Raw genomic sequence first — 26,064 nt, forward strand, 5'->3', positions numbered from 1 at the left:
GCTTCTTGGCGTCCGCTGACGGGGGGCCAGATCACCAAGCTCCATGGCGATCGTCGAGATCCAGGCTCGTACGGCGGCCCACGCCGGCTCTCGACACCTACGCTGACAGATTTCCATCAGATAAGGCTTGGCCGCGGCATCCATGCCGCGGACACCCCCGCAAACCCATCCCGCCCGGCCACGGACAGTTTCCGTGTGCGTCCACCACGGAAAAGAAAGAGAAGATCAAAAGCGGAAGCGGATCGCTTCGCTCTGCATCCACGCATGGCGTGGATCTACCGTGTCGACCAAGGTCGACACCCACCGGCAGTCGCAGTTGACCCACCGTCACCGCGAAACTGTCGGGGGTGGGGCGGTGTGGGGCCGCAGGACCGTTGGCGCCATGGATGGCGCCATCGAGCCCCCATGGGTGAGGGCGCTTTGCTTGCGAAGCACTGCTTCGCAAGCGCCCGAACGCACAGCCGCCAGCGGCTGGGCCGGTTTGGGGGTTTACGGCGTGTCCTGCAGCCCCACACCGCCCCGCCCAATCAACAGCAACCCAGAGCCGCTGTTGCTGTTGCTTCTGCAGGTGCAGGGCTGCAAGCCCTGCGAAGCACCTACGTCACCCAGCCTGCAATCACCAGCAACGCGAGGATCGCCAGCCACAGCAGCAGCATCCGCCACACCAGGCTCATCGCATCACGCAGGTCCGGCAGCCGCTGCCACACCGGCAACAGCCCCGCCTCGGTGTAATCGTGCGCGTCCTCGCGCAGCTCGGCGTTGACGCTGGCCCGCGCCACCGCGCCCAGGAACCCGATGGAGCCGGCCAGGCGTTCGCCATGGGCCTGGCGCCAGGCCTTCCACGCCGTATCGAAGTTGCCGACCAGCGCCATCGAGAACGCCATCAGTTGCGCTACCGGCCACTCGATCCAGCCCAGCAGGCGCTGCGCCAGCGCCAGCGGCTCCACCGGCACGCGTGCACGCATCGGGCTTTCCGCCATCAACGCCAGCAAGCGGTAGCCCAGCGCACCGGCCGGGCCCAGCAGCAGGAACCAGAACAGCACCGCGAACCAGCGACGCAGCGCATTGAGCACGGTCGCCTCGACCAGCGACGGCACGTCTTCGCGCAGGCTGCCACCGGCGGCCTGCAGGTTGCGCACGGCTGCCTGCCGCGTCGCGGCGTCGTCCGCATCAATGATCGCTTCGATATCCCGATCCAGGTCACGCGGCCCCCAGCACCAGGCCAGCACGGCCACACCCAGCAGCAGCGACGGCAGGCCGAACAGCACTCCGCGCAGCAGCCACGCCAGCAGCCCCATCAGCAGCAACGGCGGCAGCAGCGCCAGCGCCACTCCAGCCGGTCCCTGCCAGGCCTTGCCACCACGCGCGTCCAGCCAGCCCAGCCAGCGCCGGAAGCCGTCGAAACGGCGCATCGAGGCGGCAGCGGCCGGGGCAACGTGGCCCAGGGCCAGCGCCACCAGCACGGCGGCCAGAGTGGTGAACATGGCAGGTCTCCCTACGAAACAGAACGCTCGGCGCCGCTACCTTACCTGTCGCAGCGGTGCCCTCGCGGGTGAACCGGACTGTAACCCGGGCCGTGTTCAGGTGGCGGCAATACAGCTGCCACGACCGGCCCGGCCGAAACGCCGACTCAGCCTCGCTGCTGGCGGTACCAGTGTTCGATCAGGCCCCGCGAAATCGAGATCGGTGGCGACAGGCGGATGCCCTGGCCGTCGTCCTCCACATCGCGCGCCAACGCGGCGCCGACCTCGTCGGCACTGAACCAGCGCGCGTCTTCCAGCTCGCCATCCACGGCCGGCAGGTCGTCATGCGCCTGTGCACGGAAGCCGACCATCAGCGCGCCGGGGAACGGCCACGGCTGCGAACCGAGGTACTGGCAGGCGGTCACCCGCACCTTGCTCTCCTCATGGACTTCGCGCACCACGGTCTGCTCGAAGGTCTCGCCGGGTTCGACGAAGCCGGCCAGCACCGAGTAACGGCGCGGGGCCCAGTTCGACTGCCGGCCAAGCAGCAGCCGGCCCTGGTTTTCCACGGCGACGATCACCGCCGGATCGACGCGCGGATAGTGTTCGGTGGAACACTGCGCACAACGGCCGACGAAGCCGCCACGGGCAAACGCCACCGCGCCGCCGCATACGCCGCAGAAGCGGGTGCGCGAGTGCCAGTAGGACATGCCACGGGCATAGCTGAAAGCGGTGGCATCGGCCATCGGCCACAACAACGCAGCCTGGCGCAGATCGAGTCGGCGTGGCGCGCTCACGGTGACATTGCTGGCTTCAACCGAGAACCATGCCTGATCACCGCGCAGCCCCAGGAAAACTGCGGCGCCCGGGCCACCGCCGACGTCGGCGCCGGTCAGCGCCAGCGGCTGGTCGTCATCGCCGGTGAAGGCGCTGCCATCGTGATCGAGGACGAGGATGCGCGCGCCCGGCCACAGGCGCGCCAGTACATCAGCATCTTCGCGCAGGGCATCGGCGCGCTCCAACGGTTCGCCAACGAAGGCGAAACCGGAAAGCGGCGAAGGAGTATTGGGCATCCGCCAAGCGTGCCGCCAATCGATGCAGGTGGCAAGCCGCAGGCTTTGCGGAAACCGCCTGTGGGTGCGGAGCTTGCTCCACACACCTTGTCGCGCGGGACACAGGCCCCGCGCCCTCGTTACATGCTGAAACTGCTGCCGCAGCCGCAGGTGGTCTTTGCGTTGGGGTTGCGGATCACGAACTGGGCACCGGTCAGGCTCTCGGTGTAATCCACCTCCGCGCCCATCAGGTACTGCAGGCTCAGCGGGTCGACCAGCAGGGTCACCCCGCTGGTCTGTACCGCCAGGTCATCCTCGGCACGGTTCTCGTCGAACTCGAACCCGTACTGGAAGCCCGAACAGCCGCCTCCCTCGATGTACACACGCAGGGCCAGGTCGGGGTTGCCCTCTTCCTGGATCAGGGATTTGACCTTGGCGGCCGCCGACTCAGTGAAGTTCAGCGGGCGCTCCAGCGATTGGTAATCGGGCGCGGCAACCGGGGTGGCGCCGGGCAGGGAGACTAGCGTGCTCATGCTGCCAGCATGGGGGTGCCGACGACGGCTTTCAAGCCATCGCCTCGGCCAGCTTGCGACGCGCGGCGGTATCGCCCTTGCCATCATGGGCGTCTTCGCCTTCCGGAGCCGGCAAGGCTGCCATCGGGGCGCTGGCATGGATCAGGCGGCCGTTCAGCTGCGCGCCCGCGTTCATCTCCACCACCTGGTAATGGACGTTGCCATTGACCCGTGCGCTCGGGGTCAACTCGACCTTCTCGGTGGCGTGTACATCGCCGTCCAGGCGGCCGCTGATGACCACCACCTGGGCCCGGATCTCACCTTCGATCACGCCGTGCTCGGCAACCGTCAGGGTCGCACCACTGGCGCCTTCGGCGGCGATCACCTTGCCGTGGATGCGGCCTTCCACATACAGGCCACCACTGAATTCCACATCCCCGCGGATCACCACCTGGTTGCCGATCAGGGCATCCACCACCAGCTGGCCTTCACGGTTGGATTTGCTGCTTCCGAACATCTGCCTACTCCCCTTTGCTGGCCGGCGCACCGGCCTGTTTCCAGTCGAATACCTGGGTGGTACCCCCCGTACCACTCCCCAATGTCACCCGCACGCGTTGCGGGGTGAAGTCAGCCGGCAGCATCACGCTGCCGGTGAGCTGCTGGAAGTACCGGAACGAGTAGTCCTGTCCCGGCACCTTGCTGCGCTGGTGCAGATCATCCCAGCTGATCGTGGCCAGCTTGCCGTTCTTCACGCCTTCCACGGTGAAGCGCATCTGCCCCTGGCTGATGGCCCCGCGGTTGAGGTTCTGGGTCAGCACGGCGGTGTACTGCCAGGTGCCGGCCGCTTCCGGGCTGAACTCGATCGAATGGGTGTTCAGGCCCTTGCGCTGGCTGGTCGAGCCGACCAGCCGCTCATAGAAGGCAACATCGGCGCGCAGCCCGGCGATTTCCTCATCGCGCTCTGCCAGCGAGGACTGCACCTCGGTATTGGCGGCACGGCTGATGCGGTCGGAGGCTTCCAGCGTGGCCTGCTTCTGGCGCAGCTCGGTCAGCTGTGCCTGCAGCGCCTCGGCACGCTTTTCGGCGGCCTGCAGGCGCTGGCCCTGGGCATCGCGCGGGGTGGCCATCCAGCAGCCGCCAAGCACCGCCAGCACCAGGCTGAGCAGCCAGATGCCGCCGATCACCAGCAGGCGGCGACGGTCGGCAGGCGGTTGCGGCGCGCCGGGCAGGCGGACCTGCACGCGCATGGGAGGACGGTTGGTCATGGGTGGTTTCCGGGGTATCGCAAGGGCGACACCGGTACGGCCCCTTTGGCAAACGACGGGCTAGTGTATGACAGGACGGGTGGGTTTCCTGCGCCGTGGCCGGCTACGGTCTGTGGCGTTCAGGCACGCCATCGTCGATAGTGTGGCCCCCTGCACAGTTCCGTCGCCGGAGCACCGCCATGACCGAAGCCCACCTGTTCGTGATCGGCATCCTGCTGGCCTGGCTGGCCGGTATCCGCGTCTACCTCACCGTGTTCGGTGTCGGCCTGGCCGGGCTGCTTGGCTGGGTCGACCTCCCCCCCGCCCTGCAGGCCACCGAATCCTGGTGGGTGCTGGGCACCTCGGCGGCGCTGGCGGTGGCCGAATTCTTCGCCGACAAGATCCCTGGCGTGGATTCGGTGTGGGACCTGGTGCAGACGCTCGCGCGCGTACCGGCCGGCGCATTCCTTGCGGCGGCCACGCTGTCGCCGGATGGCCAGCTGGGCACCGGTGCGCTCGCCGCCGGTGCCGGCGTCGCCCTGGCCAGCCATGGCCTGAAGGCCGGTACCCGCGCCCTGCTCAACACCTCGCCGGAACCGGCCAGCAACTGGGTCGCCTCTGCGGCCGAAGACACCGTCGTGATCGGTGGCCTGGCCCTCGCCCTGGCACACCCGTGGATCGCGCTGATCGTGGTGCTGGCCTGCAGCCTGGCCGGTGCGCTGCTGGTGTGGCTGGTCTGGCGCGCCCTGTGGAAGGGCGTGCGCTGGCTGGCGCGCGGTGCATCGGCAGCACCGCCAGGGCACACCGGTACCGGCTGAGCGCCGGGCTTGTCGCATAATGGACGCGAACACCAGGAGCACCGATGGCCGCAAACGAATCCCCCGCGGGCGCCCGCCCGGGACGCGCTGAAACCCCTCCGGCCGACCATTGGCAACGCTGGGCCCCCGAGACGGCACCTCCAGCCGTGGACCCACCGATGGCGGCGACCCCATCCCCTGTCGCGGCCGATGCGTCCACGCCGGCCAACAGCGCGCCGCCGCCGCTGCCCGGCCCGATCGCACTGGCCGACGCCGGCAACAACGATCTGGCCCCGTCGCCATCGGACTCGCCCTACCGCGTGCTGATCGTTGAAGACGATCGGGCGCAGGCCCTGTTCGCGCAGAGCGTGCTGCACGGCGCCGGCATGCAGGCGATCGTCCACAACGATGCCGATGCCGCGCTGCAGGCCATCAAGGAGCACCGCCCCGACCTGATCCTGATGGATCTTCACCTGCCCGGCCTGGACGGCATGCGCCTGACCGCGCTGATCCGCCAGCAGCCCGGCCTGCAGCTGCTTCCGATCGTGTTCCTCAGCGGTGATCCGGATCCGGAGCGCCAGTTCGAAGTCCTCGACAGCGGCGCGGACGACTACCTGAGCAAACCGATCCGGCCCCGCCACCTGATCGCAGCGGTGGCCAACCGCATCCGCCGCGCACGAGCCCAGGCCGCGACCCTGCCCGGCGCCACCGGCGCACCGGCCACCAGCAATCCGGAAACCGGCCTGCCGACGCGCCACCACGTGCTGCAGCAGCTCAACACCGCACTCGCCCACCGCGATCAGGGCGGCGTGTTCTTCATCGAAGTGGCCAGCGCGCTGGGCCTGCGCGAACGCTATGGCTACGCCGCATTTGAAAGGCTGATGGTGCAGGCCGGGCAGCGCCTGGCCGAAGCCGGCCATCCGCACCTGCTGGCACGCCTGAACGACAACAGCTTCCTGCTGCTGGCCCGCAGCGCCGACGAGGACGCCCTTGAAAGCATCGCTGCCAGCCTGCGCGAGCAGCTGTCGGCACGTGCCTTCGTGATCCGCGACGACGAATCCGTGCACCTGCGCGGCGTAGTTGGCTATGCACCGCTGTCACCGGGCTTCGAGGATGCCAACAGTGCGTTGGAAGCCGTCGAGCGCACCACCCTGCAGGCGCGCCTGCTCAGCGCCGGGGTGGCCGGCCATGTGCACCGCCAGGCAGTCACCGAACAGGAACACCTGGCGCTGCTGGAAGGACAGCTGGAACTGGCCTATCAGCCGATCGTCGCTGTTGCCGGCGGCAACACCGCGCAGTACCAGTTGCTGCTGCGCCTTCGCCAGGCCGACGGCACCGTGCTGGCGGCCGGGCAGGTGATCCCGGCAGCGGAAGCCGCAGGCCGCATCGCCGATCTCGACCAGCAGGTGATGGATCACGCGCTGGGGCTGCTGGACCTGTACCGCCACGCGACGCAGCCACTGAACCTGTTCGTCTCGCAGTCGCTGCGCACCCTGCAGCGCGACGCCTTCGCCGACTGGCTGCTGGAATCACTGCAGCAGCGCGACCTGCCGGGCAGTGCACTGGTGATCGACGTGCGCCTGCCGGACGCACTGATCCACACCGTGCCGCTGCAGCAGTTCTGCCAGCGCATGGCCAGTGCCGGGGTGCGCTTCTGCCTGAGCCAGTTCGAACCCAGCGGCGAGGCCGATGCCCTGCTGAACCAGCTGCCGCTGTCGTTCGTGCGCATGGCTGCGCGCTTTTCCAGCAGCCATGCCAATCCGGCCACGCGCGAGGAGCTGCGCAAGGCGATCGATCAGGCCCATGCCGCCGGGCTGCAGATCATCGGCCAGCAGATCGAGGATCCGCAGGCTGCGGCGGCGATGTGGGTCGGCGGCGTCGACTACATCCAGGGCAACATGGTGCAGTCGGCCGGCAGCGACCTGAACTTCGACTTCCACAACGCGGTGCTCTGACGTGCCGCTGTGGGGCGTGCTGCTGGTTGCCCTCGCCGCGGCCACCATCGCGCTGATGGTGCTGGGCCTGCGGCTTCGCGCGCGCGACCGTGCGCTGGCGCAGCTGCAGCGCACGCACGGCGCGCTGGCCGCTGAACGGGACCAGCTACGCCATACCACTGAACGCCAGGGCCAGCTGGAACAACAGCTGCTGCAGGCCAAGCAGGCCGCCGAGGCGGCCGTGCTGGCCAAGGGCGAGTTCCTGGCCACGATGAGCCATGAGATCCGCACCCCGCTCAATGGCATCCTGCCGATGCTGGAGCTGATCGCACGCGGGCCACTGGGCGAGGACCAGCGGCAGATGCTGGCCACCGCCTCGGCCAGCTCGCAGCAGCTGCTGCGCATCGTCGACGACATCCTCGACTACTCCCGGCTGGAAGCACAGGCGCTGGAGCTGGAAATCACCAGCTTCAACCTGCGCGATCTGCTCGATGGCGTGGTGCAGCTGATGCAGCGCGCCGCCGACGCCAAGGGCCTGGCACTGGGCCTGCAGCTGGATCCATCGGTGCGCCTGCCGGTGCGCGGCGACCCGGTGCGCCTGCGCCAGGTGCTGAGCAACCTGCTGGCCAATGCGATCAAGTTCACCGCCCGCGGCCAGGTGCAGCTGCGCGTGCTGCGCCTGGGCGAAGGTGCCGCGCAGCACCAGCTGCGCTTCGAGATCATCGATACCGGCATCGGCATCGACGACGCGCTGCAGGCACGCCTGTTCCAGTCTTTCAGCCAGGCCGACGCATCCACCACGCGCATCTACGGCGGCACCGGCCTGGGCCTGGCCATCTGCAAGCGCATCATCGACCTGATGCATGGGCGTATTGGTGTGCAGTCCACGCCCGGCCAGGGTGCTACGTTCTGGTTCGAGATCCCGCTGCTGAAGGTTCCTGGCGACCTGCCGGCGATGACGCGCGCGCCGGCACCGCTGCTGCTGTTCAGTGCCGATGCAACGCTGCAGGCACGCATCGAGCGCATCGCTGCCCACCATGGACTGCAGGTGGAGGTGCTGGTGCAACTGGACAGCGTGGTCGAGCGCCTGCGCGCTCCCGCGCGGCCCGGAAAACCGGCACCCGCCTGGCTGCTGGTCGATGCGCGCGCACGCCGCAACGGCGAGGCCACGCTGCAGCTCGCACTGGGGGAACGCGGCGACGACGATGCACTGCAGGTACTGTGGCTGCAGGAGGATGCGATTGCGCAACGCCCCCGCCAGCGCCAGCTGCCCTCCCACTTCGACGACGCCGCCCTGCATGCACTGCTGGCGGCACCGGTCGCCTCTGCCCGCCCCGCTGCGCTGCTGGCCAGCGCGGAACACGAGCAACCGGCTGCCACGCTGCCGCCGCTGCATCTGCGCGTGCTGGTGGTGGAGGACAATACGGTGAACAGGATGGTGGCCGAGCAGCTGCTGCGGGTGTTCCAGTGCGAGGTGCGCAACGCCGCCGATGGCGAACAGGCCCTGGCCGCCCTCCGCGAAGGCGGGCTGGACATCGTGCTGATGGATTGCCAGATGCCAGTGCTGGACGGCTACGCCGCCACGCGCCGCTGGCGCGCCGAAGAAGCGGAAACCGGGCATGCGCGATTGCCGATCATCGCGATGACCGCCAATGCGATGGCCGGCGACCGCGAGCGCTGCCTGCAGGCCGGCATGGACGATTACCTGTCCAAGCCGATCGCACGCGCCACGCTGCATGCGCTGCTGCAGCGCTGGGGTGGCGGTAAAGCCGCAGCACCTGCACGGCCTTCTGTAGAGCCGGGTGATGCTCGGCTGACGGCCAACAGCAGTCGCGCTCCCTCAGCCGAGCACGGCTCGGATCTACAGGACGATGACAGCCGGGTCGGCTCCAAGCCACAACCGGTGCTCGACCGCGATGTGCTGGATGAACTGGACGCGGTGATCGGCGATGCTGCCACCCAGATCGTCACGGTATTTCTTGAAGATGCGCCGGCGATGGTGCAGCAGTTGCAGCTGGCGGCGCGGAACAGCGATGAACCGCGCCTGCAGGCCGTCGCGCACAGCCTGAAATCATCAAGCGCGAACGTGGGGGCATTGTCGCTGTCGGCGATCGCGCAGCGGATCGAGCACGAGGCCCGTAGTGGCAGCCTGCAGCGCCCCGCAGTCGCGGTGGCGCTGCTGGTTGCGGAATTCGCCCGGGCGCGCGTTGCACTGACGGGCTACCTGGCACAGCATCGCGCCGGCCAGGACCGCTGATTCACTCTTCCAGCTTGCTCAGCAGGTACTTCGGCTCGCCGATGCGCTCGATCAGGTCGAGCTGGGTTTCCAGCCAGTCGATGTGCTCTTCCTCCGAGTCGAGGATCTTCACGAACAGCTGGCGGCTGACATAGTCGCCAACCGAATCGGAATAGGCCACCGCCTCGCGCAGGGTGACCACGCCATCGCGTTCCAGCGACAGGTCGCACTGCAGGATTTCAGTCGGGTTCTCGCCGATGCGCAGCTTCCCCAGCGCCTGGAAGTTCGGCAGGCCTTCGAGGAACAGGATGCGGTCGGCGAGCATGTCGGCATGCTTCATCTCGTCGATCGATTCCTTGTACTCGTGTTCGGCCAGTTCCTTGATGCCCCAGTTCTTCAGCATCTTGGCGTGCAGGAAGTACTGGTTGATCGCGGTCAGCTCGTTGTAGAGGACCTTGTTGAGGAATTCGATGACCTTGGTGTCGCCCTTCATGGGGATGCTCCTGCACGCTGAAAACGCAGGCACTGTACCGCCTTGCGTGCGGTGGTGAAGGAACGCGAATCGTGCGCATTGGCCTGCGCGGCTGCAGGTGAAGGACGCGAAAGCGCGGCGTCAACACGCCGCGAGGAAACGATCAGGCAACCTGGGCCAGGCCCAATACCGGCAGCGGCAGATCGTGCGTCGCGCGTGCCTTGGCCAGCAGGTCGCCGGCCATGTCCAGGCAGGAACCGCAGGTGGCACCGCAACCGGTACGCATGGTCAGTTCGGCCACCGTGCTGACACCATGGTTGGCGGCTTCGCGGATCTGGTGGTCGGTGACTCCGTTGCAGATGCAGACGTACACAGGCGGGAACCGGGCTGGCAGGCCAGAAGCGGCCTGTTGCCTATTCCAATGGAAACGAGAATGGTTGTCAATCAGAGACCTGAACCATTCTCGATACCGTTCACAGTCGGATTGACCGGCCCGCCGGACAGCCCGGTCCTGCGTGGAAACAGCCGGCGGGGACGCGTTGTGACGGATCGGCCCGCAGCCTGCGTGGCTTCCCATTCAAACCGCCCCGGACTCCCCCTTGGCCTTGCGCGGCCAGTAGCCGCCGCGCTTGGGCGTGCGCTTCCGGGGCCTGTCGTGGCCGGCCGCGTGGCCCGGCATCCAGGCCTCGGCGGCACTCTTGGGCATGGCGCTGACGCCCTGCCCGGCCACCCCACGCGCCAACGGCGCCAGGTGTCGCAGCGCGCGCGCATAGACGCCACGCTTGAACATCACTACGTGCTCCACCGGGTACCAGAAGTCCACCCACCGCCAGTGGTCGAACTCGGGCGAGTCGGTATGGTCCAGCTGCACATGCGATTCATCGCCGGTCAGGCGCAGCAGGAACCAGACCTGCTTCTGCCCGATGCAGACCTGCCGTTCATTGCGGCGGATGGCCCGCGCCGGCAGCTTGTAGCGCAGCCAGCCGGGCGTCGCCCCGAGCACTTCCACGTGCTCAGGCAGCAGGCCGGTCTCTTCCTGCAGTTCACGATACATGGCCTCGACAGGCGTCTCGTCGGTGTTCATGCCACCCTGCGGGAACTGCCAGCCGTCCCGGCGCACGCGTCGTGCCCAGAACACCTGGCCGTCCTGCCGCATCAACACGATGCCGACGTTCGGTCGATAGCCGTCCGGATCGATCACGATGCGGACTCCTAAGAAAATCTACTGGTCGGGACTATCCCATGCCCTCTGTCGGCCCACAAGCACGGCACAAAAGTGTTGACAGGGCCGATACACATCCGCAGAATAGCGGGCTCACCAAGGCTATGTAGCTCAGCCGGTTAGAGCACAGCACTCATAATGCTGGGGTCGGTGGTTCGAGTCCACCCATAGCCACCACACTGAAAATCAAGTTGTTTTTCAGTGTGAAAAGTGAGAAAATAGTTGCACGTTTTGCCCCGTCGCCAAGCGGTAAGGCACCTGACTCTGACTCAGGCATTCGGTGGTTCGAATCCATCCGGGGCAGCCAAATTAAAAGCAAAGGGCCAGATCGAAAGATCTGGCCCTTTGCTTTTAATTTGGTCGCGCATTCCACCTTATCCCCGCGCCTGTCGGCGCGCCCCCTTGAACAACAAGGGGGCTCTTCTCCAGAGAGGCACCCGCGGGATCGGACCCTGCTCCGCAGGAAACGGCACCACCCCACCCCTTCCGAGATGCGACGCCCCGGGTAGTGCCGGCCGCTGGCCGGCAACCAGGACATCGATGACCCCCAGAACGACAAAAGCCCGGCCGAAGCCGGGCTTTTGCTTTCCCATCCAGCGGGCTCCCGAAGGAGCCCAACCAGGCGCGGTAGATCAGCGCTTGGAGAACTGGGTGGCGCGGCGGGCCTTGTGCAGACCAACCTTCTTACGCTCGACTTCACGGGCGTCACGGGTCATGAAGCCAGCCTTGCGCAGCTCGGACTTCAGGGTTTCGTCGTACTCGACCAGAGCACGGGCGATGCCCAGACGGATCGCACCGGCCTGGCCGGTGGTGCCGCCGCCAGCGGCGGTGACCAGGATGTCAAAGCTTTCGGTGTTCTTGGTCAGCTCGAGCGGCTGGCGCACGATCATGCGCGCGGTCTCACGACCAAAGAACTCGTCCAGCGGACGACCGTTGACGGTGATGTTGCCCGAACCCTTGCGCAGGAACACGCGAGCGGTGGAGGACTTGCGGCGGCCAGTGCCGTAGTTTTGAGTGATAGCCATGATTAGATATCCAGAACCTGCGGCTGCTGTGCGGCGTGCGGATGCTCAGTGCCGGCGTAGACCTTGAGCTTGCGGTACATCTGGCGACCCAGCGGGCCCTTCGGCAGCATGCCCTTGACGGCGATCTCGATCACGCGCTCCGGGTGGCGCTCCAGCGCCTGGGCCAGGGACTCGGTCTTCAGGTTGCCGATGTAACCGGTGAAACGGTGATACATCTTGTCCTGCAGCTTCTTGCCGGTGACGGCAATCTTTTCTGCATTGATGACGACCAGGTAGTCGCCGGTATCAACGTGCGGGGTGTAGACCGGCTTGTGCTTGCCACGCAGACGGCGGGCCAGCTCGGTGGCGAGACGGCCCAGGGTCTTGCCCTCGGCGTCGACGAGGTACCAGTCGCGCTGGACGGTCTCGTTCTTGGCAGTGAAAGTGCTCATGAAGAACTCTATGTTAGGTCGGGCTCATTGCGGCGAACGGCTCGCCGGAACTCTGCCACGCGTTGTGAAAGGTGAAGCGTAAGAGGCGGGATTGTACGCAGGTCAAGCCCCCGGTGCAAGCCGGCCATGCCCCGGGTTGGCAGGGGGCCGGAGCCGGGGGAGAATCGAGGGGTCTTCCGTCCCACCGCGTACCGCCATGACCGTGCTCCGCCAGACCACACCGCTGGACCATCTGCTGACCGAAGCGCAGCGCGCCTTGGACACGGTGTTCGGCAACCCGCCGGCAGCCCGCCCCTACCCGGCCGCGGACACCAGCGAGCCGGGCATGGACAACGCTGAACGCCGCCACGCGGCCGGGCTGATGCGGATCAACCACGTCGGCGAAGTCTGCGCACAGGGCCTGTATTTCGGGCAGGCCGCCGTGGCCCGCGACCCTGCCACGCGTGAACACCTGCTGGAAGCGGCCCAGGAGGAGACCGACCACCTGGCGTGGTGTGCCACCCGGCTGGGCGAGCTGGACAGCCGCCCGAGCCTGTTCAACCCGCTGTGGTACGCCGGCAGCTACACCATCGGCACCCTGGCCGGGCTGCGCGGCGACGGCTGGAACCTCGGCTTCGTGGTCGAAACCGAGCGCCAGGTGGAAGCCCATCTGGACGAGCACCTGGTCGATCTGCCGGCCGGCGACCTGCGCAGCCGTGCGGTCATCGAGGTGATGAAGGAAGACGAAGCCCGCCATGCGGAGCACGCCGAGCAGGCCGGCGCACGCCGCCTGCCGTTCCCGATCCCGGGCGTGATGGCGCTGGCCTCCAGGGTGATGAAGACCATCGCCTACCGCATTTGAAGGGTCGCCCGCACCAACGGTGCGGGCCTACCAGGAGGTGCGGGGGGCGACGGTGGGGCCCGACCGTTGGTCGGGCCATCAATCAGTTGGGCGAGACCAGCTTCAGGCCGATCACGCCGGCCACGATCAGGCCCACGCAGGCCAGGCGGGCCGGCGACGCACTGTCATTGAACAGGTAGATGCCGAGCACAGCCACGCCCATGGCACCGATGCCGGTCCAGATCGCGTAGGCCGTACCGACCGGGATGCTCTTCATCGCCTGGCTCATCAGGTACAGGCTGATCAGGGCCGATACCACCGTGGCAACGGTGGGCAGGGGTTTGCTGAAGCCTTCGGAGTACTTCATTCCGAGGGCGAAACCGATCTCGAACAGGCCGGCCAGCAGCAGGTAGATCCAGGGCATGGGTGGGGGCTCCTTACCTTTTTTGAGAAAAACGAAACGGCCCGGTGTTTTCACACCGGGCCGTGGGTCGGTACATCACCGTGGAACTGTAACGCGTGCGGGGCACTGGTTCCACGGGGCGGGTCGTCCCGCCTGGGTGGCGATGCCTGCGGGCATCGCACATGGGGCTTACTCGGACAGGTTCCGGCCGTGGAACAGCTCTTCGATCTCGCGCTTGAGCAGCGCTTCGATCTTCATGCGTTCCTTGAACGACAGGTTCTTGGCCTTTTCCTCGAACAGGTACTGGTCCAGGTCGAAGTCCTTCAGGTGCATCTTCGTGTGGAAGATGTTCTCCTGGTAGACGTTGACGTCGAACATCTCGTAACGCGACTTGATGTTCTTGGCCAGGAAGTTCTGGATCGAGTTGATCTTGTGGTCGATGAAGTGCTTCTTGCCCTTCACATCGCGGGTGAAGCCACGGACGCGGTAGTCCATGATCACGATGTCCGACTCGAGGCTCTCGATCAGGTAGTTCAGGGCCTTCAGCGGGGAAATGACGCCACAGGTGGCCACGTCGATGTCCGCGCGGAACGTGGCGATACCTTCCTGCGGATGGGTTTCCGGGTAGGTATGGACCGTGATGTGGCTCTTGTCCATGTGCGCGACCACGGCGTCGGAGATCAGCTCCTTGCCGGCCAGCTTCTTGTCGATCACCGGTTCTTCGGAGATCAGGATGGTCACCGAGGCACCCTGCGGATCGTAGTCCTGGCGGGCCACGTTCAGGATGTTGGCGCCGATGATCTCGGCGACATCGGTCAAGATCTGAGTCAGCCTGTCGGCGTTGTACTCTTCATCGATGTATTCAATGTAACGCTGACGCTCCTCTTCGGTGCGCGCGTAACACACGTCATAGATGTTGAAGCTCAGCGCCTTGGTGAGGTTGTTGAAACCCTGCAGCCTCAGGCGAGGCAACGGCTTGACCACGGCGGTCGATTCCTGTGTAAGAAGGGAAAGGGGGAATTATGGGGCAAACTGCCCCCGGGGGGAACGTGAAGACGCAAGAGTTCTGGCACACTGTTTGCCCTTAACAATTGCGCTGGTTAAGCTCCGCTATCGACCCCGTGAATCCGTTCATGCGCAGAGGGAGCGCTCCTATCGTGTCAACCGTGCGCCTAGCTAGCAGTCCACTGGCCCTGGATATCGCCACAATCGATCGTTTCCTGGCGCACAGCCACAGGCGGCGATATCCCACCCGTACCGACGTCTTCCGGCCCGGAGACCCGGCGGGAACCCTGTATTACGTCATCAGCGGCTCGGTTTCGATCATGGCCGAGGAAGATGACGATCGCGAGCTTGTGCTGGGCTACTTCGGTGCCGGCGAGTTCGTCGGCGAGATGGGCCTGTTCGTCGAATCGGACCGCCGGGAGGTGATCCTGCGGACCCGTACCGCCTGCGAGCTGGCTGAAATCAGCTACGAGCGCCTGCATCAGCTGTTCCTCGGCCCGCTGTCGGCCGATGCCCCGCGCCTGCTGTACGCGCTGGGCCAGCAGATTTCCAAGCGCCTGCTCGACACCAGCCGCAAGGCCAGCCGCCTGGCATTCCTGGACGTGACCGACCGGATCGTGCGCACCCTGCACGACCTGGCGCAGGAACCGGAGGCAATGAGCCACCCGCAGGGCAGCCAGCTGCGCGTATCGCGACAGGAACTGGCGCGACTGGTCGGCTGCTCGCGCGAAATGGCCGGCCGCGTGCTGAAGAAACTGCAGACCGACGGCCTGCTGCATGCCCGCGGCAAGACCGTGGTGCTGTACGGCACCCGTTGATTGCAAGGCAACCCAAGGCTGGCGAGCCATCCTGTAGAGCCGAGCCGACGCTCGGCTGCTGTCCGTCGAAGGCAGCCGCGCATGGGTTCAGCTCTACACGGCCCCTGCGCGGCCCGCTGGGCTAGGCTCGGTGCATGGAGCTGAGCAGCGAATTCTGGTGGTTCATCCTCATCGGCCTCGGCGCACAGCTGGTGGACGGTGCATTGGGCATGGCGTTCGGCCTGGTGTCCTCGTCGGTGATGCTGAGCATGGGCCTGCCCCCGGCGCAGGTCAGCGCCAGCATCCACACCGCTGAAGTGTTCACCACGGGCGCCTCGGGGGTGTCGCACCTCGCAGCCGGAAATGTCGATAAACGCCTGTTCCTGCGCTTGGCCCTGCCCGGCGCAGTGGGCGGTGCCGTGGGCGCGTACGTGCTCACGCAGGTCCCGGGCGAGATCATCCGGCCACTGATCTACCTGTACCTGCTGGTGCTGGCGATCATCATCCTGGCCCGCGCCGCTGGGCGCTGGATGCCCCAGGGCGAGATCCGCCGGGTGCCGGTGCTGGGCTTCTTCGCCGGCCTGCTCGACGCCAGCGGCGGCGGTGGCTGGGGGCCGATCGCGACGTCCACCCTGCTCGCCCGCGGCGGCCAGGCGCGCACCACCATCGGAACAGTCAACGCAGCCGAGTTCGTGGTCACGTTGACGGTGTCAGCGACCTTCCTGTTGTCGATGGGCGTGCAGCATCTGCAGATCGTTGCCGGCCTGCTGATCGGCGGCATGATGGCCGCTCCGGTGGCGGCGATCCTGGTCAAGCGGGTGAAGGAGCGCTGGGTGCTGGTGGCCGTGGGCGTGCTGGTACTGGGCATCAGCCTGTTCCAGATCGGGCATGCGGTGTACGGGTACCTGGGGCGCTGAGCGCTTGCCGGCCAGCGGCCGGCACTACCCGCGCCTGTTCCGGTAGCGCCGGGCCATGCCCGGCGGATCATTCCCCGTGAGATGGGGTCAGAGCCCCTTCGGGGATCTGACCCCTGGATCAGGCCTTGTCGCCGCCGCGATCCACGCATCCCCAGTTGAGGATGCGGGTGCCGGCCGGCAGCACGCGGCGGAAGAACGCCACCCGCCCCGGCTTCGGGTTCACCACCACCGGCGCCTTGGCCGCCAGCAGCAGCGGCAGGTCGGCGGTGCTGTCGGAATAGGCGATATCGATGTCGCCATAGCCGCGCTCGCGCAGCATGCGCATCTTCTCTTCGTTGTGGCAGTGACGGGTGGGACCGACGCCGCCCAGCCGCGGGCCGACCTCGGTGCCGATCACCGGCACATCCTGATGGGCCACGAAGGCCAGGATCGCGCGGGCCAGCTCCGGCGGCGCGCCGGTGGCAACCACCACGCGATCGCCTTTGGCGCGGTGCGCGGCGAACACGTCCAGCGCCTGCGGCAGCAGCTTGGCGCGCATCTGCGCCTGGTTGCGCAGCACGTAGGCGTCGATCACCTTGTTGAAATCGCGCGCACGGTGCAGGCCGAAGCTGCCGATCCACACATAGACCGAGATGCCCGCGCGACGGGTCGGCAGCATCGCCACCATCGGCCCGGCGATCGGCGTGACCAGCAGCGCCGCCAGCATGCGCAGCGGGTTGCGCTTGATCAGCGAGGCGAACAGGTGGGTACCCGAATCGCCGTCGTAGAGGGTGTGGTCGAAGTCGAAGACCACCAGCGGCGCATCCTCGCGCGGCGTCGGATAGTGCGTTGTCATGTTGCGAAGAATAGCTGACGCAGGCCCTCGCCCGGCTCTTCCACGCGCATGAAGGCCTCGCCGACCAGGAAGGCATGGATGCCGGCGTCGCGCATCAGCGCCACGTCCTGCGGGCCGAGGATGCCGCTTTCGGTGACCAGCAGGCGGTCACGCGGCACGGCCTGCTGCATATCCAGCGTGGTCTGCAGCGACACCTCGAAGGTGCGCAGGTTGCGGTTGTTGATGCCGATCATCGGCGCCGGCACCTGCAGTGCGCGCTCCAGTTCGTCGATGTCGTGCACTTCCACCAGCACGTCCATGCCCAGCGACAGCGCCAGTTCCGACAGCGTGGCCAGCTGGGTGTCGTCCAGCGCGGCGACGATCAGCAGGATGCAGTCGGCGCCCAGCACGCGTGCCTCGTACACCTGGTAGGCGTCGATCACGAAGTCCTTGCGCAGCACCGGCAGCGTGCAGGCTTCACGGGCCTGCTGCAGGTAGGTATCGGCGCCCTGGAAGAAGTCCACGTCGGTCAGCACCGAAAGGCAGCTGGCACCACCGAACTCGTAGCTGACCGCGATGTCAGCCGGTCGGAAGTCGGGGCGGATGACGCCCTTGGACGGGCTGGCCTTCTTCACCTCGGCAATCACCGCCGGGTCGCCGTTGGCCACGGCCGCCTGCAACGCGCGCACGAAGCCACGTACCGGCGGGGCGCTGGCCACGGCGGCCTGCAGCTCCTCGAGCGGGCGCTGGGCGCGGCGCTGGGCCACTTCTTCGGCCTTGCGGGCCAGGATCGTCTGCAGGATGTCGCTCATCGTCTTCGATTCGGTGCGGGGGCGCTGAGGACGGCCATTATCGGCCATCGACGGGGTCAGGCTGAACCGCGCGCTCAGGCAACCAGCGCGCGGGTGGTCTCCACATACTGCTGCAGGCGCTGGCGCGCGCTGCCATTGGCGATGGCGGCACGGGCGCGGGCCAGGCCATCACCGATGTCGCTGGCCACGCCGGCCACGTACAGCGCGGCGCCGGCATTGAGCGCGACGATGTCCAGCGCCGGGCCGGGCTCGTTGTCCAGCACCGCGCGCAGCATCTGGATGGACTGCTCCGGGCTGTCCACGCGCAGGTTGCGGCTGGCCGACATGGCGATGCCGAAGTCCTCCGGGTGGATCTCGTACTCGCGCACCTTGCCGTCGCGCAACTCGCCCACCAGGGTGCCGGCGCCGAGCGAGATCTCATCCATGTTGTCGCGGCCCCAGACCACCATGGCGCGCTCGGTGCCCAGCTCGCGCAGCACGCGCGCCTGGATACCCACCAGATCAGGATGGAACACGCCCATCAGCACCGACGGCGCGCTGGCGGGGTTGGTCAGCGGACCGAGGATGTTGAAGATGGTGCGCACCCCCATCTCGCGGCGGACCGGCGCGACGACCTTCATCGACGGATGATGGATCGGCGCGAACATGAAGCCGATGCCGGTCTGCTCGATGGCAGCGGCCACCTGCGCTGGCTGCAGCTCGATGGCCGCGCCCAGTGCTTCCACCGCATCGGCGCTGCCGGACTTGGACGACACGCTGCGGTTGCCGTGCTTGGCCACGCGCGCACCGGCCGCAGCCGCCACGAACATCGCGCAGGTGGAGATGTTGAAGGTGTGCGAGCCATCGCCACCGGTGCCGACGATGTCGACCAGGTGGGTGCTGTCGACCACCGGCACCGCCAGCGCGAATTCGCGCATGACCGTGGCGGCGGCGGCGATCTCGTCGATGGTTTCCTTCTTCACCCGCAGGCCGGTGAGGATGGCGGCGGTCATCATCGGCGACACGTCGCCGCGCATGATCTGCCGCATCAGGTCGACCATCTCGTCGAAGAAGATCTCGCGGTGCTCGATGGTGCGTTGCAGGGCTTCCTGGGGGGAGAAGCTCATGGGAATGCTCCTTGGATCAGGCCACCGGGCGCTGCAGGAAATTGCGCAGCAGGGCGTGACCGTGTTCGGTGAGGATGGATTCGGGGTGGAACTGCACGCCTTCCACCGGGAACTGGCGGTGGCGCAGGCCCATGATCTCTTCGATCGAGCCGTCCTCGTTCTCGGTCCAGGCGGTCACTTCCAGGCAGTCCGGCAGACTGTTCTTGTCCACCACCAGCGAGTGGTAGCGGGTGGCCTGGTAACGGTCCGGCAGGCCGGCGAACACGCCCTTGCCTTCGTGGCGGATCGGCGAGGTCTTGCCGTGCATGATGTTGCCGGCGCGGATCACGGTGCCGCCGTAGACCTGGCCGATGCCCTGGTGGCCAAGGCACACGCCGAGGATCGGCGTGGTCGGGCCCAGCCGCTGGATCAGCTCCAGCGACACGCCCGCTTCGTTGGGCGTGCACGGGCCGGGCGAGATGACGATGCGCTCGGGTTTCTGCGCGGCGATCTCGTCCACGCTCATCGCATCGTTGCGCACCACCTTCACCTCGGCGCCCAGCGTCTGCAGGTACTGCACGAGGTTGTAGGTGAAGCTGTCGTAGTTGTCGATCATCCACAACATGGTCAGGTTCCGTCGCTTATCAGGAAAATGGCGTACACGTTTTCGGTGTAGGTGATGGGGCCGGCTTCGACCGACTCGGGCAGGCGGGAGCCCGTGGTCTCGATGCTGTTCATCGGTGCCTCGGGCGCGGGCGGCGAAGGCGGCGTCACCAGGTCCCCACTGCTCGGCCAACTGCCGGCCTGGATGCCATAAGCAAAGTTCGGCGCTACGTCGGAAATGCTGTACAGGCCGCGCAGCCGGGTGCCGTAGGCCTTGGCCAGGCCCTGCGCGGACTGGCGGGTCTGGGCTGCGGCCTCGCCCTTGAGTTCGCGCCGCAACGCCGCTTCGCCCGAGTAGGTCGGCGCCATGCTGCTGACCTGCACGTTCTCGTTGGCCTTCAACGCACCCAGCACGTCCTGCATCGCCTTCACGCTGGCGAAGCTGGCGCGCAGCTGGCGCGACACGCGGGTACCGATGAAGACCTGCCGGTTCTGCTCATAGCGCGTCGCCGGGCCGATCCGCAGGTTGTCCGCACGCACGCTGCCCTCCACCGCCTTGTGCTGCTTGAACAGCGCCAGCACGCGGGCCACGTTGCCCTGCACGCGGCGCCGCGCGGCGTCGGCATCCATGTCGGTCTCTTCGATGTTCAACTGCAGGCCGAAGCGGTCGGGCATCACTGTGCGGGTGCCCTGCCCCTTCACCAGCAGGTGCGGCTGAGAGGGGATCGTGTTGGCCTGCGCCCAGGCAGACGGGGCCATCGTGGCCAGCAGTGACGACCACAGCAATGCGCTCAGCAGCTTCATGCGGTACTCCTTGTCTTGAATGGGAACAGCGGACGATGCCGTGGCGCAGGCCACGGCACGGGGAAACTCACAGGCCCTTGGCGGCCTGGGCGACGGCGCGGAACAGTGCACGGCCCTTGTTCATCGTCTCGTCCCATTCCTTGTCCGGGTCCGAGTCGTAGACGATGCCGGCGCCGGCCTGCACGTACAGGCGGCCATCCTTGATGACCGCAGTGCGGATCGCGATCGCGGTATCGGCATCGCCGTGCCAGCCGATGTAGCCGATGCTGCCGGCGTAGACGTTGCGCTTGATCGGTTCCAGTTCGCGGATCACTTCCAGCGCGCGGATCTTTGGCGCGCCGCTGACCGTGCCGGCCGGGAAGGTGGCGCGCAGCACGTCGGCATAGCTCAGGCCCGGCTGCAGTTGGCCGGTCACTTCGCTGACGATGTGCATGACATGGCTGTAGCGTTCGATCACGAACTGCTCGCCCACTTCCACGGTACCGGCTCTGGAGACGCGCCCGGCATCGTTGCGGCCGAGGTCGATCAGCATCAGGTGCTCGGCACGTTCCTTCGGATCGGCCAGCAGCTCGGCTTCCAGTGCCAGGTCCAGCTCGGGCGTGGCGCCACGCGGGCGGGTGCCGGCGATCGGGCGCACGGTCACTTCGCCATCCTGCAAACGCACCAGGATTTCCGGCGAGGAACCAACCACCTGCAGGTCGCCGACATCGAGGAAATACATGTACGGCGAGGGATTCAACGCGCGCAGCGCGCGGTACACATCCACCGGGCGCGCCTTGAACGGCACGCTCAGGCGCTGGCTGAGCACCACCTGGAAGATGTCACCGGCGCGGATGTATTCCTTGCTGCGCTGGACCGCATCGACGAAGCCTTCGCGGGTGAAGCCGGAGACGAAATCCGATTCGTCCAGCACGTCGCTGTTGAGCGGCGCCGGATAGCCGGCACCCGGCGCACGCAGCTTCGCAGTCAGGGCATCCAGTCGCGCCTGCGCCTGCTCGAAGGCACCGTCGACACGCGGGTTGGCGTGCACGATCAGGTACAGCCGGCCCTTGAGATTGTCGAATACCGCCAGCTCGTTGGAGTCCAGCAGCAGGATGTCCGGCGTGCCCAGCTCATCACGGCCAGCCGGCGGGGCCAGGCGCGGCTCGATGTAGCCGATGCATTCGAAGCCGAACCAGCCGACCAGGCCGCCGGTGAAGCCCGGCAGGCCTTCCAGCTTGGGCACCGAGTGGGCGCTGCGCAGCGCCTCGACTTCGGCGAAGGGATCGGCTACCTCGCGGGTGTCCACCACCTGGCCGTCTTCGCGCACGGTCAGCGTGTGGCCGTGGAAGGCATACACGCGGCGCGCCGGCAGGCCGATGATCGAGTAACGACCAAAGCGCTCGCCGCCTTCGACGGATTCAAACAGGTAGGTATTGGGGCCGTCGGCGAGCTTCAGATAGACCGAAAGCGGCGTGTCCAGGTCGGACAGCACTTCGCGGACGACGGGAATGTGGGTGTGGCCTTCAGCGGCCTGCTGCTGAAACTGAGCGTGCGAGTTCAAGACGACTTTCCTTCCGGGACACAGCGTTATGGGGGCGGACGACGGCAACGGGCCACCATCGCCACCAACGGCGTGCGGAAGAAAGGGTATGCGGGGTCGTCAGGCTGGACACCCCTTGACTGTATCGCAGGATCGGCGGGAGGGGAACCCTGGGAAACTGAACCACGACAAGCCCGGGGCGATGGCGGGGACCTGTGGCGGCGACCGGCGCGGGAACCGGTGGAGTCGACCCTACCGGCCGGCTCTACCCCTGCCCAGCCAGCAACGGGCATCCGGTCGGCAGATGCATCCGCACTCTGCCCGGCACGCACTCGACGCGGAACCGGCGGGCCTGCACCGGTTCGCCGTCCAGATTCAGGGTCAGCGCCTCGGGTGCGTCGATCTGCAGCCACGACAGCCGCGCCCGCGTGGCCAGCTGTTCCAGTGCGGCCTGGGTACCGGACTTCAGCATCTGGCCGAGGGTGGCGGCGACCTCCCCTTCCAGTTCCGGAAGCACGGTCACATCCAGCAGTCCATCATCGATCAGTTCCTGCGGGCACAGCTGCTGGCCACCGCCGGCCTGCCGGCCATTGCCGATGCCGAGCGCGATGAAGTCACCTTCCCACGCGAAATCCGGGCCGGACAGCCGCGCGGCGATCGGCTCGATGCGGCCCAGCTTGGCGATGCCGGTGATCACATAGGCCAGCCCACCGAGCATCTTCTTCAATCCGGCATCGGTCTCCACCGTCACCTGCGTGCCGAAGCCACCGCTGGCGAGGTTGGCGCACCACCAGGGCGTGCCATCGGCATCCACGCGCAACAGGTCGATGGCATGCGGCGGTGCCTGGCCGATCAGGGCGAAGGCCTCCTGGGGCCCGGTCGGGATGCCGGCAGCCGTGGCGAAATCGTTGGCGGTCCCCATCGGGATCAGCGCCAGCGAAGGCAGCGCCTGCGCCGGTTCATCGCGATGGGCCAGGGTTTCGGCCACCGCACTGAGCGTGCCGTCGCCACCGGCGGCCACGATCACGTCCACGCCATGGTCGATGGCTTCGGCAACGTAGCGTTCGGCGTCGCCGTCTTCCCAGGTCACCCGTACGTCCAACTGCACGCCCTGCCCGCGCCAGTGGCCCACGGCGTCGCGCAGTTCATCGTTGCCAGCCGATTTGCCGTTGAGGATCAGGCGCCAGCGCGGGGTGGTCATGCGGTACTTCCAGGTCAGGGCGGCACAGGCTAGCAATGCACTGTTTGCCCGCAGTGAATGTCACGCAGGTGTCATTCAGCTGCTGGAGAATGGAAGTCCATAGCAGGGACGACGGATGGAGGCAGGATCAGCCTCCCACGCATGCAGCGAGGCCACGCCAGTGATTGGCGTGGTTTTTTTTTTTGGGGGGGGCGGGTACCCAGGGAGTGCGAACCAAGGTTCGCACCCACCGGGTTGCGGTTCGCCCCCACCACACGCCTCACCCGTTGGCGAAATCGTGCAGCGCCTGCCCCTGCAGCCGGTACACGGTCCACTCATCCTGCGGTTTGGCACCGGCGGCGGTGTAGAACTCGATGGCCGGAGTGTTCCAGTCCAGCACCGACCATTCGAAACGGCCGCAGCCTTCGGCCACGGCCTGGCGTGCGATGTACTTCAGCAGCGCCTTGCCGGCGCCCGCGCCACGCTTTTCCTGGCTGACATAGAGGTCTTCCAGGTAGATGCCCTTGCGGCCCAGCCAGGTGGAGTAGTTGTAGAAATACACCGCATAGCCGATCGCTTCACCACCGGCTTCGCAGATCAGTGCACGTGCAGTGGCATCGGGTCCGAACAGGCTTTCGGCGATGCCGATCTCATCGGTCTGCACCGAATGCTCGGCCTTCTCGTAGATGGCCAGCTCGCGGATGAAATGCAGGATCAGGCCAGCATCGGCCACGGTGGCCGGGCGGATGTTCAACACGGCCACCGTACTCATGGCTCAGCCCCGTGCCGCAGCGACGTTCGCGCGCATCTGCGCGATCACGTCCTGGTAGCTGGTCCTGGCGTTGAAGATGGCCGAGCCGGCGACGAAGGTATCGGCGCCGGCGGCAGCGATCTCACCGATGTTGTCGGCCTTCACGCCACCGTCAATCTCCAGGCGGATGTCCTTGCCGCTGGCATCGATCATCTTGCGCACCACGCGCAGCTTGTCCAGCGCCGAGGGGATGAAGGCCTGGCCGCCGAAGCCCGGGTTGACCGACATCAGCAGCACCAGGTCCAGGTCATCCAGCACCCAGTCGAGGATGTCCACCGGGGTGGCCGGATTGAGCACGATGCCCGGCTTGCAGCCCAGCGAGCGGATCAGCTGGATGGTGCGGTGCACGTGCCGGCTCGCCTCCGGGTGGAAGCTGATGTAGGTAGCACCGGCCTCGGCGAAGTCCGGGATGATGCGGTCCACCGGCTCGACCATCAGGTGCACGTCGATCGGCGCGGTGATGCCGTGCTTGCGCAGGGCCTGGCAGACCATCGGGCCGATGGTCAGGTTCGGCACGTAGTGGTTGTCCATCACGTCGAAGTGGACCCAGTCCGCACCGGCAGCGAGGACGTTGTCGACTTCCTCGCCGAGGCGGGCGAAGTTGGCGGACAGGATGGAGGGGGCGATGAGGCAGTGGGACATGGCCGGGCCTTGCAACGAGGGGAAAGTGGGTCAGCGCTTGCGCAGGGACTTGATGCGGTCGTAGGCGGCATTGATCCGCCGCGACTTCTGCTCGGCCTGCTGCTGCAGCTCGGGGGCGGCGCCGCCAAGCTTGTCGGGGTGGTACTGCGAGATCAGCTTGCGGTAGGCGCGTTCGATCTCGGCATCGGTGGCTTCGGAAGTCAGCCCCAGCTCCCGGTACGGGTTCTCCTTGTTCAGGCGGAACCAGTCCGAATCAAAGGCATGGCCGATCAGCAGGCCGACCACCGCGCCGAACAGCGGATTGGGCCGGAACAGCAGGGCGCCGGCGATGAATCCGAGCAGTTTTCCGTACCAGCGCATGGCGCTCCGGGGTCGACCGACGAAATGGACGCTCATTTTACGTCACAGCGGGCCCGGAGGGCTTTACACTAGGCCGCCCGCTGGTCAGCGGGCCCGCCGGGTCCGTTGGGCAGCCGTATCGACAACGCCCCAGGAGTGCCCGTGCCAACCACGCTGTTGCAATCCGATCTCCCCGGCCTGCCCTTGCGCCACCGCGGCAAGGTGCGTGATGTGTTCGATATCCCGCGCGAGCGGCTGCCCGCAGGGACCCCGCCGGGCGACTACCTGCTGATGGTGGCCACCGATCGCCTGTCGGCGTTCGACGTGGTCCTGCCCGACCCGATCCCGGGCAAGGGCGAGATGCTCTGCCAGGTCTCCAACTTCTGGTTCGCCAAGACTGCGCACCTGATGCCCAACCACCTGACCGGCATCGACGTGGCCAGCGTGCTGCCCGAAGGCGTGGACCCGGCCCTGTACGCCAAGCGCGCGGTGGTCACCCGCAAGCTGAAGCCGGTGCCGGTGGAAGCGATCGCCCGCGGCTACCTGATCGGCAGCGGCTGGAAGGATTACCAGCGCACCGGCAAGGTCAGCGGCATCGACCTGCCCGATGGCCTGCGCCAGGCCGAACAGCTGCCCGAGCCGATCTTCACGCCCTCGACCAAGGCCGCGGTCGGCGACCATGACGAGAACATCGATTTCGACGCGATGGTGAAGCAGGTCGGTGCGGAACTGGCCGAGCGGGTGCGCGACGCCACCCTGCGCATCTACAAGTTCGCCGCCGATTACGCCCGCGAGCGCGGCATCATCCTGGCCGACACCAAGTTCGAGTTCGGTACCGACGCCGATGGCCGGCTGTACATCATGGACGAGATGCTGACGCCGGATTCCTCGCGTTACTGGCCGGCCGACGAGTACGAAGTGGGCACCAGCCCGCCGAGCTACGACAAGCAGTTCGTGCGCGATTACCTGGAGACGCTGGACTGGGGCAAGACCGCCCCGGGTCCGAACATCCCGGCCGACATCATCGAGCGCACCCGCGCCAAGTACGCCGAGGCGCTGCAGCGCCTGGCCGGGATCAGCGTCGACTGACCCGCCTGCGCCCCCAGCCGGAAAGGCTGGGGG

At 66.9% G+C, this 26,064-nt stretch carries 29 protein-coding genes and 2 tRNA genes; 9 read left to right on the forward strand and 22 right to left on the reverse strand.

The features are described 5' to 3' along the window. Positions 1-596: 596 nt before the first annotated feature. The 5 genes from ampE to HMPREF3114_RS15260 all read right to left on the reverse strand — a co-directional run bounded on the left by ampE (position 597) and on the right by HMPREF3114_RS15260 (position 4,292). A complete protein-coding gene (gene ampE, locus HMPREF3114_RS15240; protein ID WP_005419787.1) occupies positions 597-1,484 on the reverse strand; it encodes a regulatory signaling modulator protein AmpE in 888 nt (295 codons plus the stop codon). Between the two features lie 146 nt (positions 1,485-1,630). Further along, complete coding sequence (gene nudC / locus HMPREF3114_RS15245) at positions 1,631-2,536, reverse strand: NAD(+) diphosphatase (RefSeq protein WP_053497669.1); 906 nt, start codon at positions 2,534-2,536, stop codon at positions 1,631-1,633. Between the two features lie 119 nt (positions 2,537-2,655). Next, positions 2,656-3,048, reverse strand: coding sequence for an iron-sulfur cluster insertion protein ErpA (gene erpA, locus HMPREF3114_RS15250; RefSeq protein ID WP_005419789.1), 393 nt, complete (start codon positions 3,046-3,048; stop codon positions 2,656-2,658). A 31-nt stretch (positions 3,049-3,079) separates the two neighbouring features. Then, positions 3,080-3,544 carry a bactofilin family protein gene (locus HMPREF3114_RS15255; protein ID WP_053497672.1) on the reverse strand — a complete coding sequence of 155 codons (465 nt, stop codon included), beginning with the start codon at positions 3,542-3,544 and terminating at the stop codon, positions 3,080-3,082. Between the two features lie 4 nt (positions 3,545-3,548). Continuing rightward, a complete protein-coding gene (locus HMPREF3114_RS15260; protein ID WP_005419791.1) occupies positions 3,549-4,292 on the reverse strand; it encodes a DUF6776 family protein in 744 nt (247 codons plus the stop codon). A 179-nt stretch (positions 4,293-4,471) separates the two neighbouring features. Between HMPREF3114_RS15260 and HMPREF3114_RS15265 the strand changes: the two genes are divergently transcribed. From HMPREF3114_RS15265 to HMPREF3114_RS15275, 3 genes are read left to right on the forward strand one after another with little or no spacing between them, the layout of a single operon-like run. Beyond that, entirely contained in the window at positions 4,472-5,089 is a 618-nt protein-coding gene (locus HMPREF3114_RS15265) for a DUF4126 domain-containing protein (protein ID WP_005419792.1), read from the forward strand. Positions 5,090-5,133: 44 nt separating this feature from the next. After that, positions 5,134-7,023 (forward strand): EAL domain-containing protein, encoded by a 1,890-nt coding sequence (locus tag HMPREF3114_RS15270; RefSeq protein ID WP_032954585.1) that lies wholly within the window; start codon positions 5,134-5,136, stop codon positions 7,021-7,023. A gap of 1 nt (position 7,024) precedes the next feature. Further along, entirely contained in the window at positions 7,025-9,259 is a 2,235-nt protein-coding gene (locus HMPREF3114_RS15275; protein WP_053497676.1) for an ATP-binding protein, read from the forward strand. A gap of 1 nt (position 9,260) precedes the next feature. Here the strand turns inward: HMPREF3114_RS15275 and bfr are convergent, their stop codons facing one another. The 3 genes from bfr to HMPREF3114_RS15290 all read right to left on the reverse strand — a co-directional run bounded on the left by bfr (position 9,261) and on the right by HMPREF3114_RS15290 (position 10,911). Continuing rightward, positions 9,261-9,731 carry a bacterioferritin gene (gene bfr, locus HMPREF3114_RS15280; protein ID WP_005419804.1) on the reverse strand — a complete coding sequence of 157 codons (471 nt, stop codon included), beginning with the start codon at positions 9,729-9,731 and terminating at the stop codon, positions 9,261-9,263. A 142-nt stretch (positions 9,732-9,873) separates the two neighbouring features. Further along, positions 9,874-10,083 carry a (2Fe-2S)-binding protein gene (locus HMPREF3114_RS15285; RefSeq protein ID WP_053497678.1) on the reverse strand — a complete coding sequence of 70 codons (210 nt, stop codon included), beginning with the start codon at positions 10,081-10,083 and terminating at the stop codon, positions 9,874-9,876. Between the two features lie 204 nt (positions 10,084-10,287). Beyond that, positions 10,288-10,911, reverse strand: a complete 624-nt coding sequence (locus HMPREF3114_RS15290; RefSeq protein WP_005419809.1) for an RNA pyrophosphohydrolase — start codon at positions 10,909-10,911, stop codon at positions 10,288-10,290. Between the two features lie 121 nt (positions 10,912-11,032). Here HMPREF3114_RS15290 and HMPREF3114_RS15295 point away from each other — a divergent pair. Further along, positions 11,033-11,109 (forward strand) — tRNA-Met (locus HMPREF3114_RS15295). 55 nt (positions 11,110-11,164) lie between these two features. Further along, positions 11,165-11,239: transfer RNA gene (locus tag HMPREF3114_RS15300), tRNA-Gln, on the forward strand. Between the two features lie 325 nt (positions 11,240-11,564). Here the strand turns inward: HMPREF3114_RS15300 and rpsI are convergent. Together rpsI and rplM are read right to left on the reverse strand one after the other, a co-directional pair. Next, positions 11,565-11,957, reverse strand: a complete 393-nt coding sequence (gene rpsI / locus HMPREF3114_RS15305) for a 30S ribosomal protein S9 (RefSeq protein ID WP_005411311.1) — start codon at positions 11,955-11,957, stop codon at positions 11,565-11,567. 2 nt (positions 11,958-11,959) lie between these two features. Further along, entirely contained in the window at positions 11,960-12,388 is a 429-nt protein-coding gene (gene rplM, locus HMPREF3114_RS15310) for a 50S ribosomal protein L13 (RefSeq protein ID WP_005414692.1), read from the reverse strand. A gap of 196 nt (positions 12,389-12,584) precedes the next feature. Here rplM and coq7 point away from each other — a divergent pair, with 196 nt between their 5' ends. Further along, complete coding sequence (coq7, locus tag HMPREF3114_RS15315) at positions 12,585-13,229, forward strand: 2-polyprenyl-3-methyl-6-methoxy-1,4-benzoquinone monooxygenase (protein ID WP_005419813.1); 645 nt, start codon at positions 12,585-12,587, stop codon at positions 13,227-13,229. An 82-nt stretch (positions 13,230-13,311) separates the two neighbouring features. Here the strand turns inward: coq7 and sugE are convergent, their stop codons facing one another. Continuing rightward, complete coding sequence (gene sugE / locus HMPREF3114_RS15320) at positions 13,312-13,632, reverse strand: DMT family transporter (RefSeq protein ID WP_005419816.1); 321 nt, start codon at positions 13,630-13,632, stop codon at positions 13,312-13,314. 168 nt (positions 13,633-13,800) lie between these two features. After that, positions 13,801-14,595, reverse strand: a complete 795-nt coding sequence (gene speD, locus HMPREF3114_RS15325) for an adenosylmethionine decarboxylase (RefSeq protein ID WP_005411315.1) — start codon at positions 14,593-14,595, stop codon at positions 13,801-13,803. A gap of 149 nt (positions 14,596-14,744) precedes the next feature. On the opposite strand from speD, the gene crp reads away from it, so the two are divergent. Continuing rightward, a complete protein-coding gene (gene crp / locus HMPREF3114_RS15330; RefSeq protein WP_010482649.1) occupies positions 14,745-15,434 on the forward strand; it encodes a cAMP-activated global transcriptional regulator CRP in 690 nt (229 codons plus the stop codon). Between the two features lie 134 nt (positions 15,435-15,568). Further along, positions 15,569-16,330, forward strand: coding sequence for a sulfite exporter TauE/SafE family protein (locus HMPREF3114_RS15335; protein WP_053497679.1), 762 nt, complete (start codon positions 15,569-15,571; stop codon positions 16,328-16,330). Positions 16,331-16,448: 118 nt separating this feature from the next. Here HMPREF3114_RS15335 and HMPREF3114_RS15340 read toward each other — a convergent pair whose 3' ends face one another. The 10 genes from HMPREF3114_RS15340 to HMPREF3114_RS15385 all read right to left on the reverse strand — a co-directional run bounded on the left by HMPREF3114_RS15340 (position 16,449) and on the right by HMPREF3114_RS15385 (position 24,963). Then, positions 16,449-17,165, reverse strand: a complete 717-nt coding sequence (locus HMPREF3114_RS15340; protein WP_053497682.1) for a haloacid dehalogenase-like hydrolase — start codon at positions 17,163-17,165, stop codon at positions 16,449-16,451. After that, positions 17,162-17,956 carry an indole-3-glycerol phosphate synthase TrpC gene (trpC, locus tag HMPREF3114_RS15345; RefSeq protein ID WP_005419828.1) on the reverse strand — a complete coding sequence of 265 codons (795 nt, stop codon included), beginning with the start codon at positions 17,954-17,956 and terminating at the stop codon, positions 17,162-17,164. The genes HMPREF3114_RS15340 and trpC overlap by 4 nt, the downstream gene beginning before the upstream one ends. A 74-nt stretch (positions 17,957-18,030) precedes the next feature. Continuing rightward, positions 18,031-19,062, reverse strand: a complete 1,032-nt coding sequence (gene trpD, locus HMPREF3114_RS15350) for an anthranilate phosphoribosyltransferase (RefSeq protein WP_005419829.1) — start codon at positions 19,060-19,062, stop codon at positions 18,031-18,033. Between the two features lie 16 nt (positions 19,063-19,078). Then, positions 19,079-19,666 (reverse strand): anthranilate synthase component II, encoded by a 588-nt coding sequence (locus tag HMPREF3114_RS15355; RefSeq protein WP_053497686.1) that lies wholly within the window; start codon positions 19,664-19,666, stop codon positions 19,079-19,081. Positions 19,667-19,668: 2 nt separating this feature from the next. Further along, complete coding sequence (locus HMPREF3114_RS15360) at positions 19,669-20,448, reverse strand: SIMPL domain-containing protein (RefSeq protein WP_053497688.1); 780 nt, start codon at positions 20,446-20,448, stop codon at positions 19,669-19,671. A 67-nt stretch (positions 20,449-20,515) separates the two neighbouring features. Then, complete coding sequence (gene trpE, locus HMPREF3114_RS15365) at positions 20,516-21,991, reverse strand: anthranilate synthase component I (RefSeq protein ID WP_053497690.1); 1,476 nt, start codon at positions 21,989-21,991, stop codon at positions 20,516-20,518. 244 nt (positions 21,992-22,235) lie between these two features. After that, positions 22,236-23,171, reverse strand: a complete 936-nt coding sequence (gene yegS, locus HMPREF3114_RS15370) for a lipid kinase YegS (protein ID WP_070489959.1) — start codon at positions 23,169-23,171, stop codon at positions 22,236-22,238. A gap of 259 nt (positions 23,172-23,430) precedes the next feature. Continuing rightward, positions 23,431-23,913, reverse strand: coding sequence for a GNAT family N-acetyltransferase (locus HMPREF3114_RS15375; RefSeq protein WP_053497693.1), 483 nt, complete (start codon positions 23,911-23,913; stop codon positions 23,431-23,433). Between the two features lie 12 nt (positions 23,914-23,925). After that, entirely contained in the window at positions 23,926-24,603 is a 678-nt protein-coding gene (gene rpe / locus HMPREF3114_RS15380; RefSeq protein ID WP_053497695.1) for a ribulose-phosphate 3-epimerase, read from the reverse strand. A 30-nt stretch (positions 24,604-24,633) separates the two neighbouring features. After that, positions 24,634-24,963: a J domain-containing protein gene (locus HMPREF3114_RS15385; protein WP_005419845.1), complete on the reverse strand. Its 330-nt coding sequence runs from the start codon at positions 24,961-24,963 to the stop codon at positions 24,634-24,636. Between the two features lie 141 nt (positions 24,964-25,104). On the opposite strand from HMPREF3114_RS15385, the gene HMPREF3114_RS15390 reads away from it, so the two are divergent. Further along, positions 25,105-26,031: a phosphoribosylaminoimidazolesuccinocarboxamide synthase gene (locus tag HMPREF3114_RS15390; protein WP_032954595.1), complete on the forward strand. Its 927-nt coding sequence runs from the start codon at positions 25,105-25,107 to the stop codon at positions 26,029-26,031. The last annotated feature ends 33 nt before the right edge of the window (positions 26,032-26,064 follow it).

The sequence above is a fragment of the Stenotrophomonas sp. HMSC10F07 genome (genome assembly GCF_001807895.1).
Lineage (GTDB): Bacteria > Pseudomonadota > Gammaproteobacteria > Xanthomonadales > Xanthomonadaceae > Stenotrophomonas > Stenotrophomonas sepilia.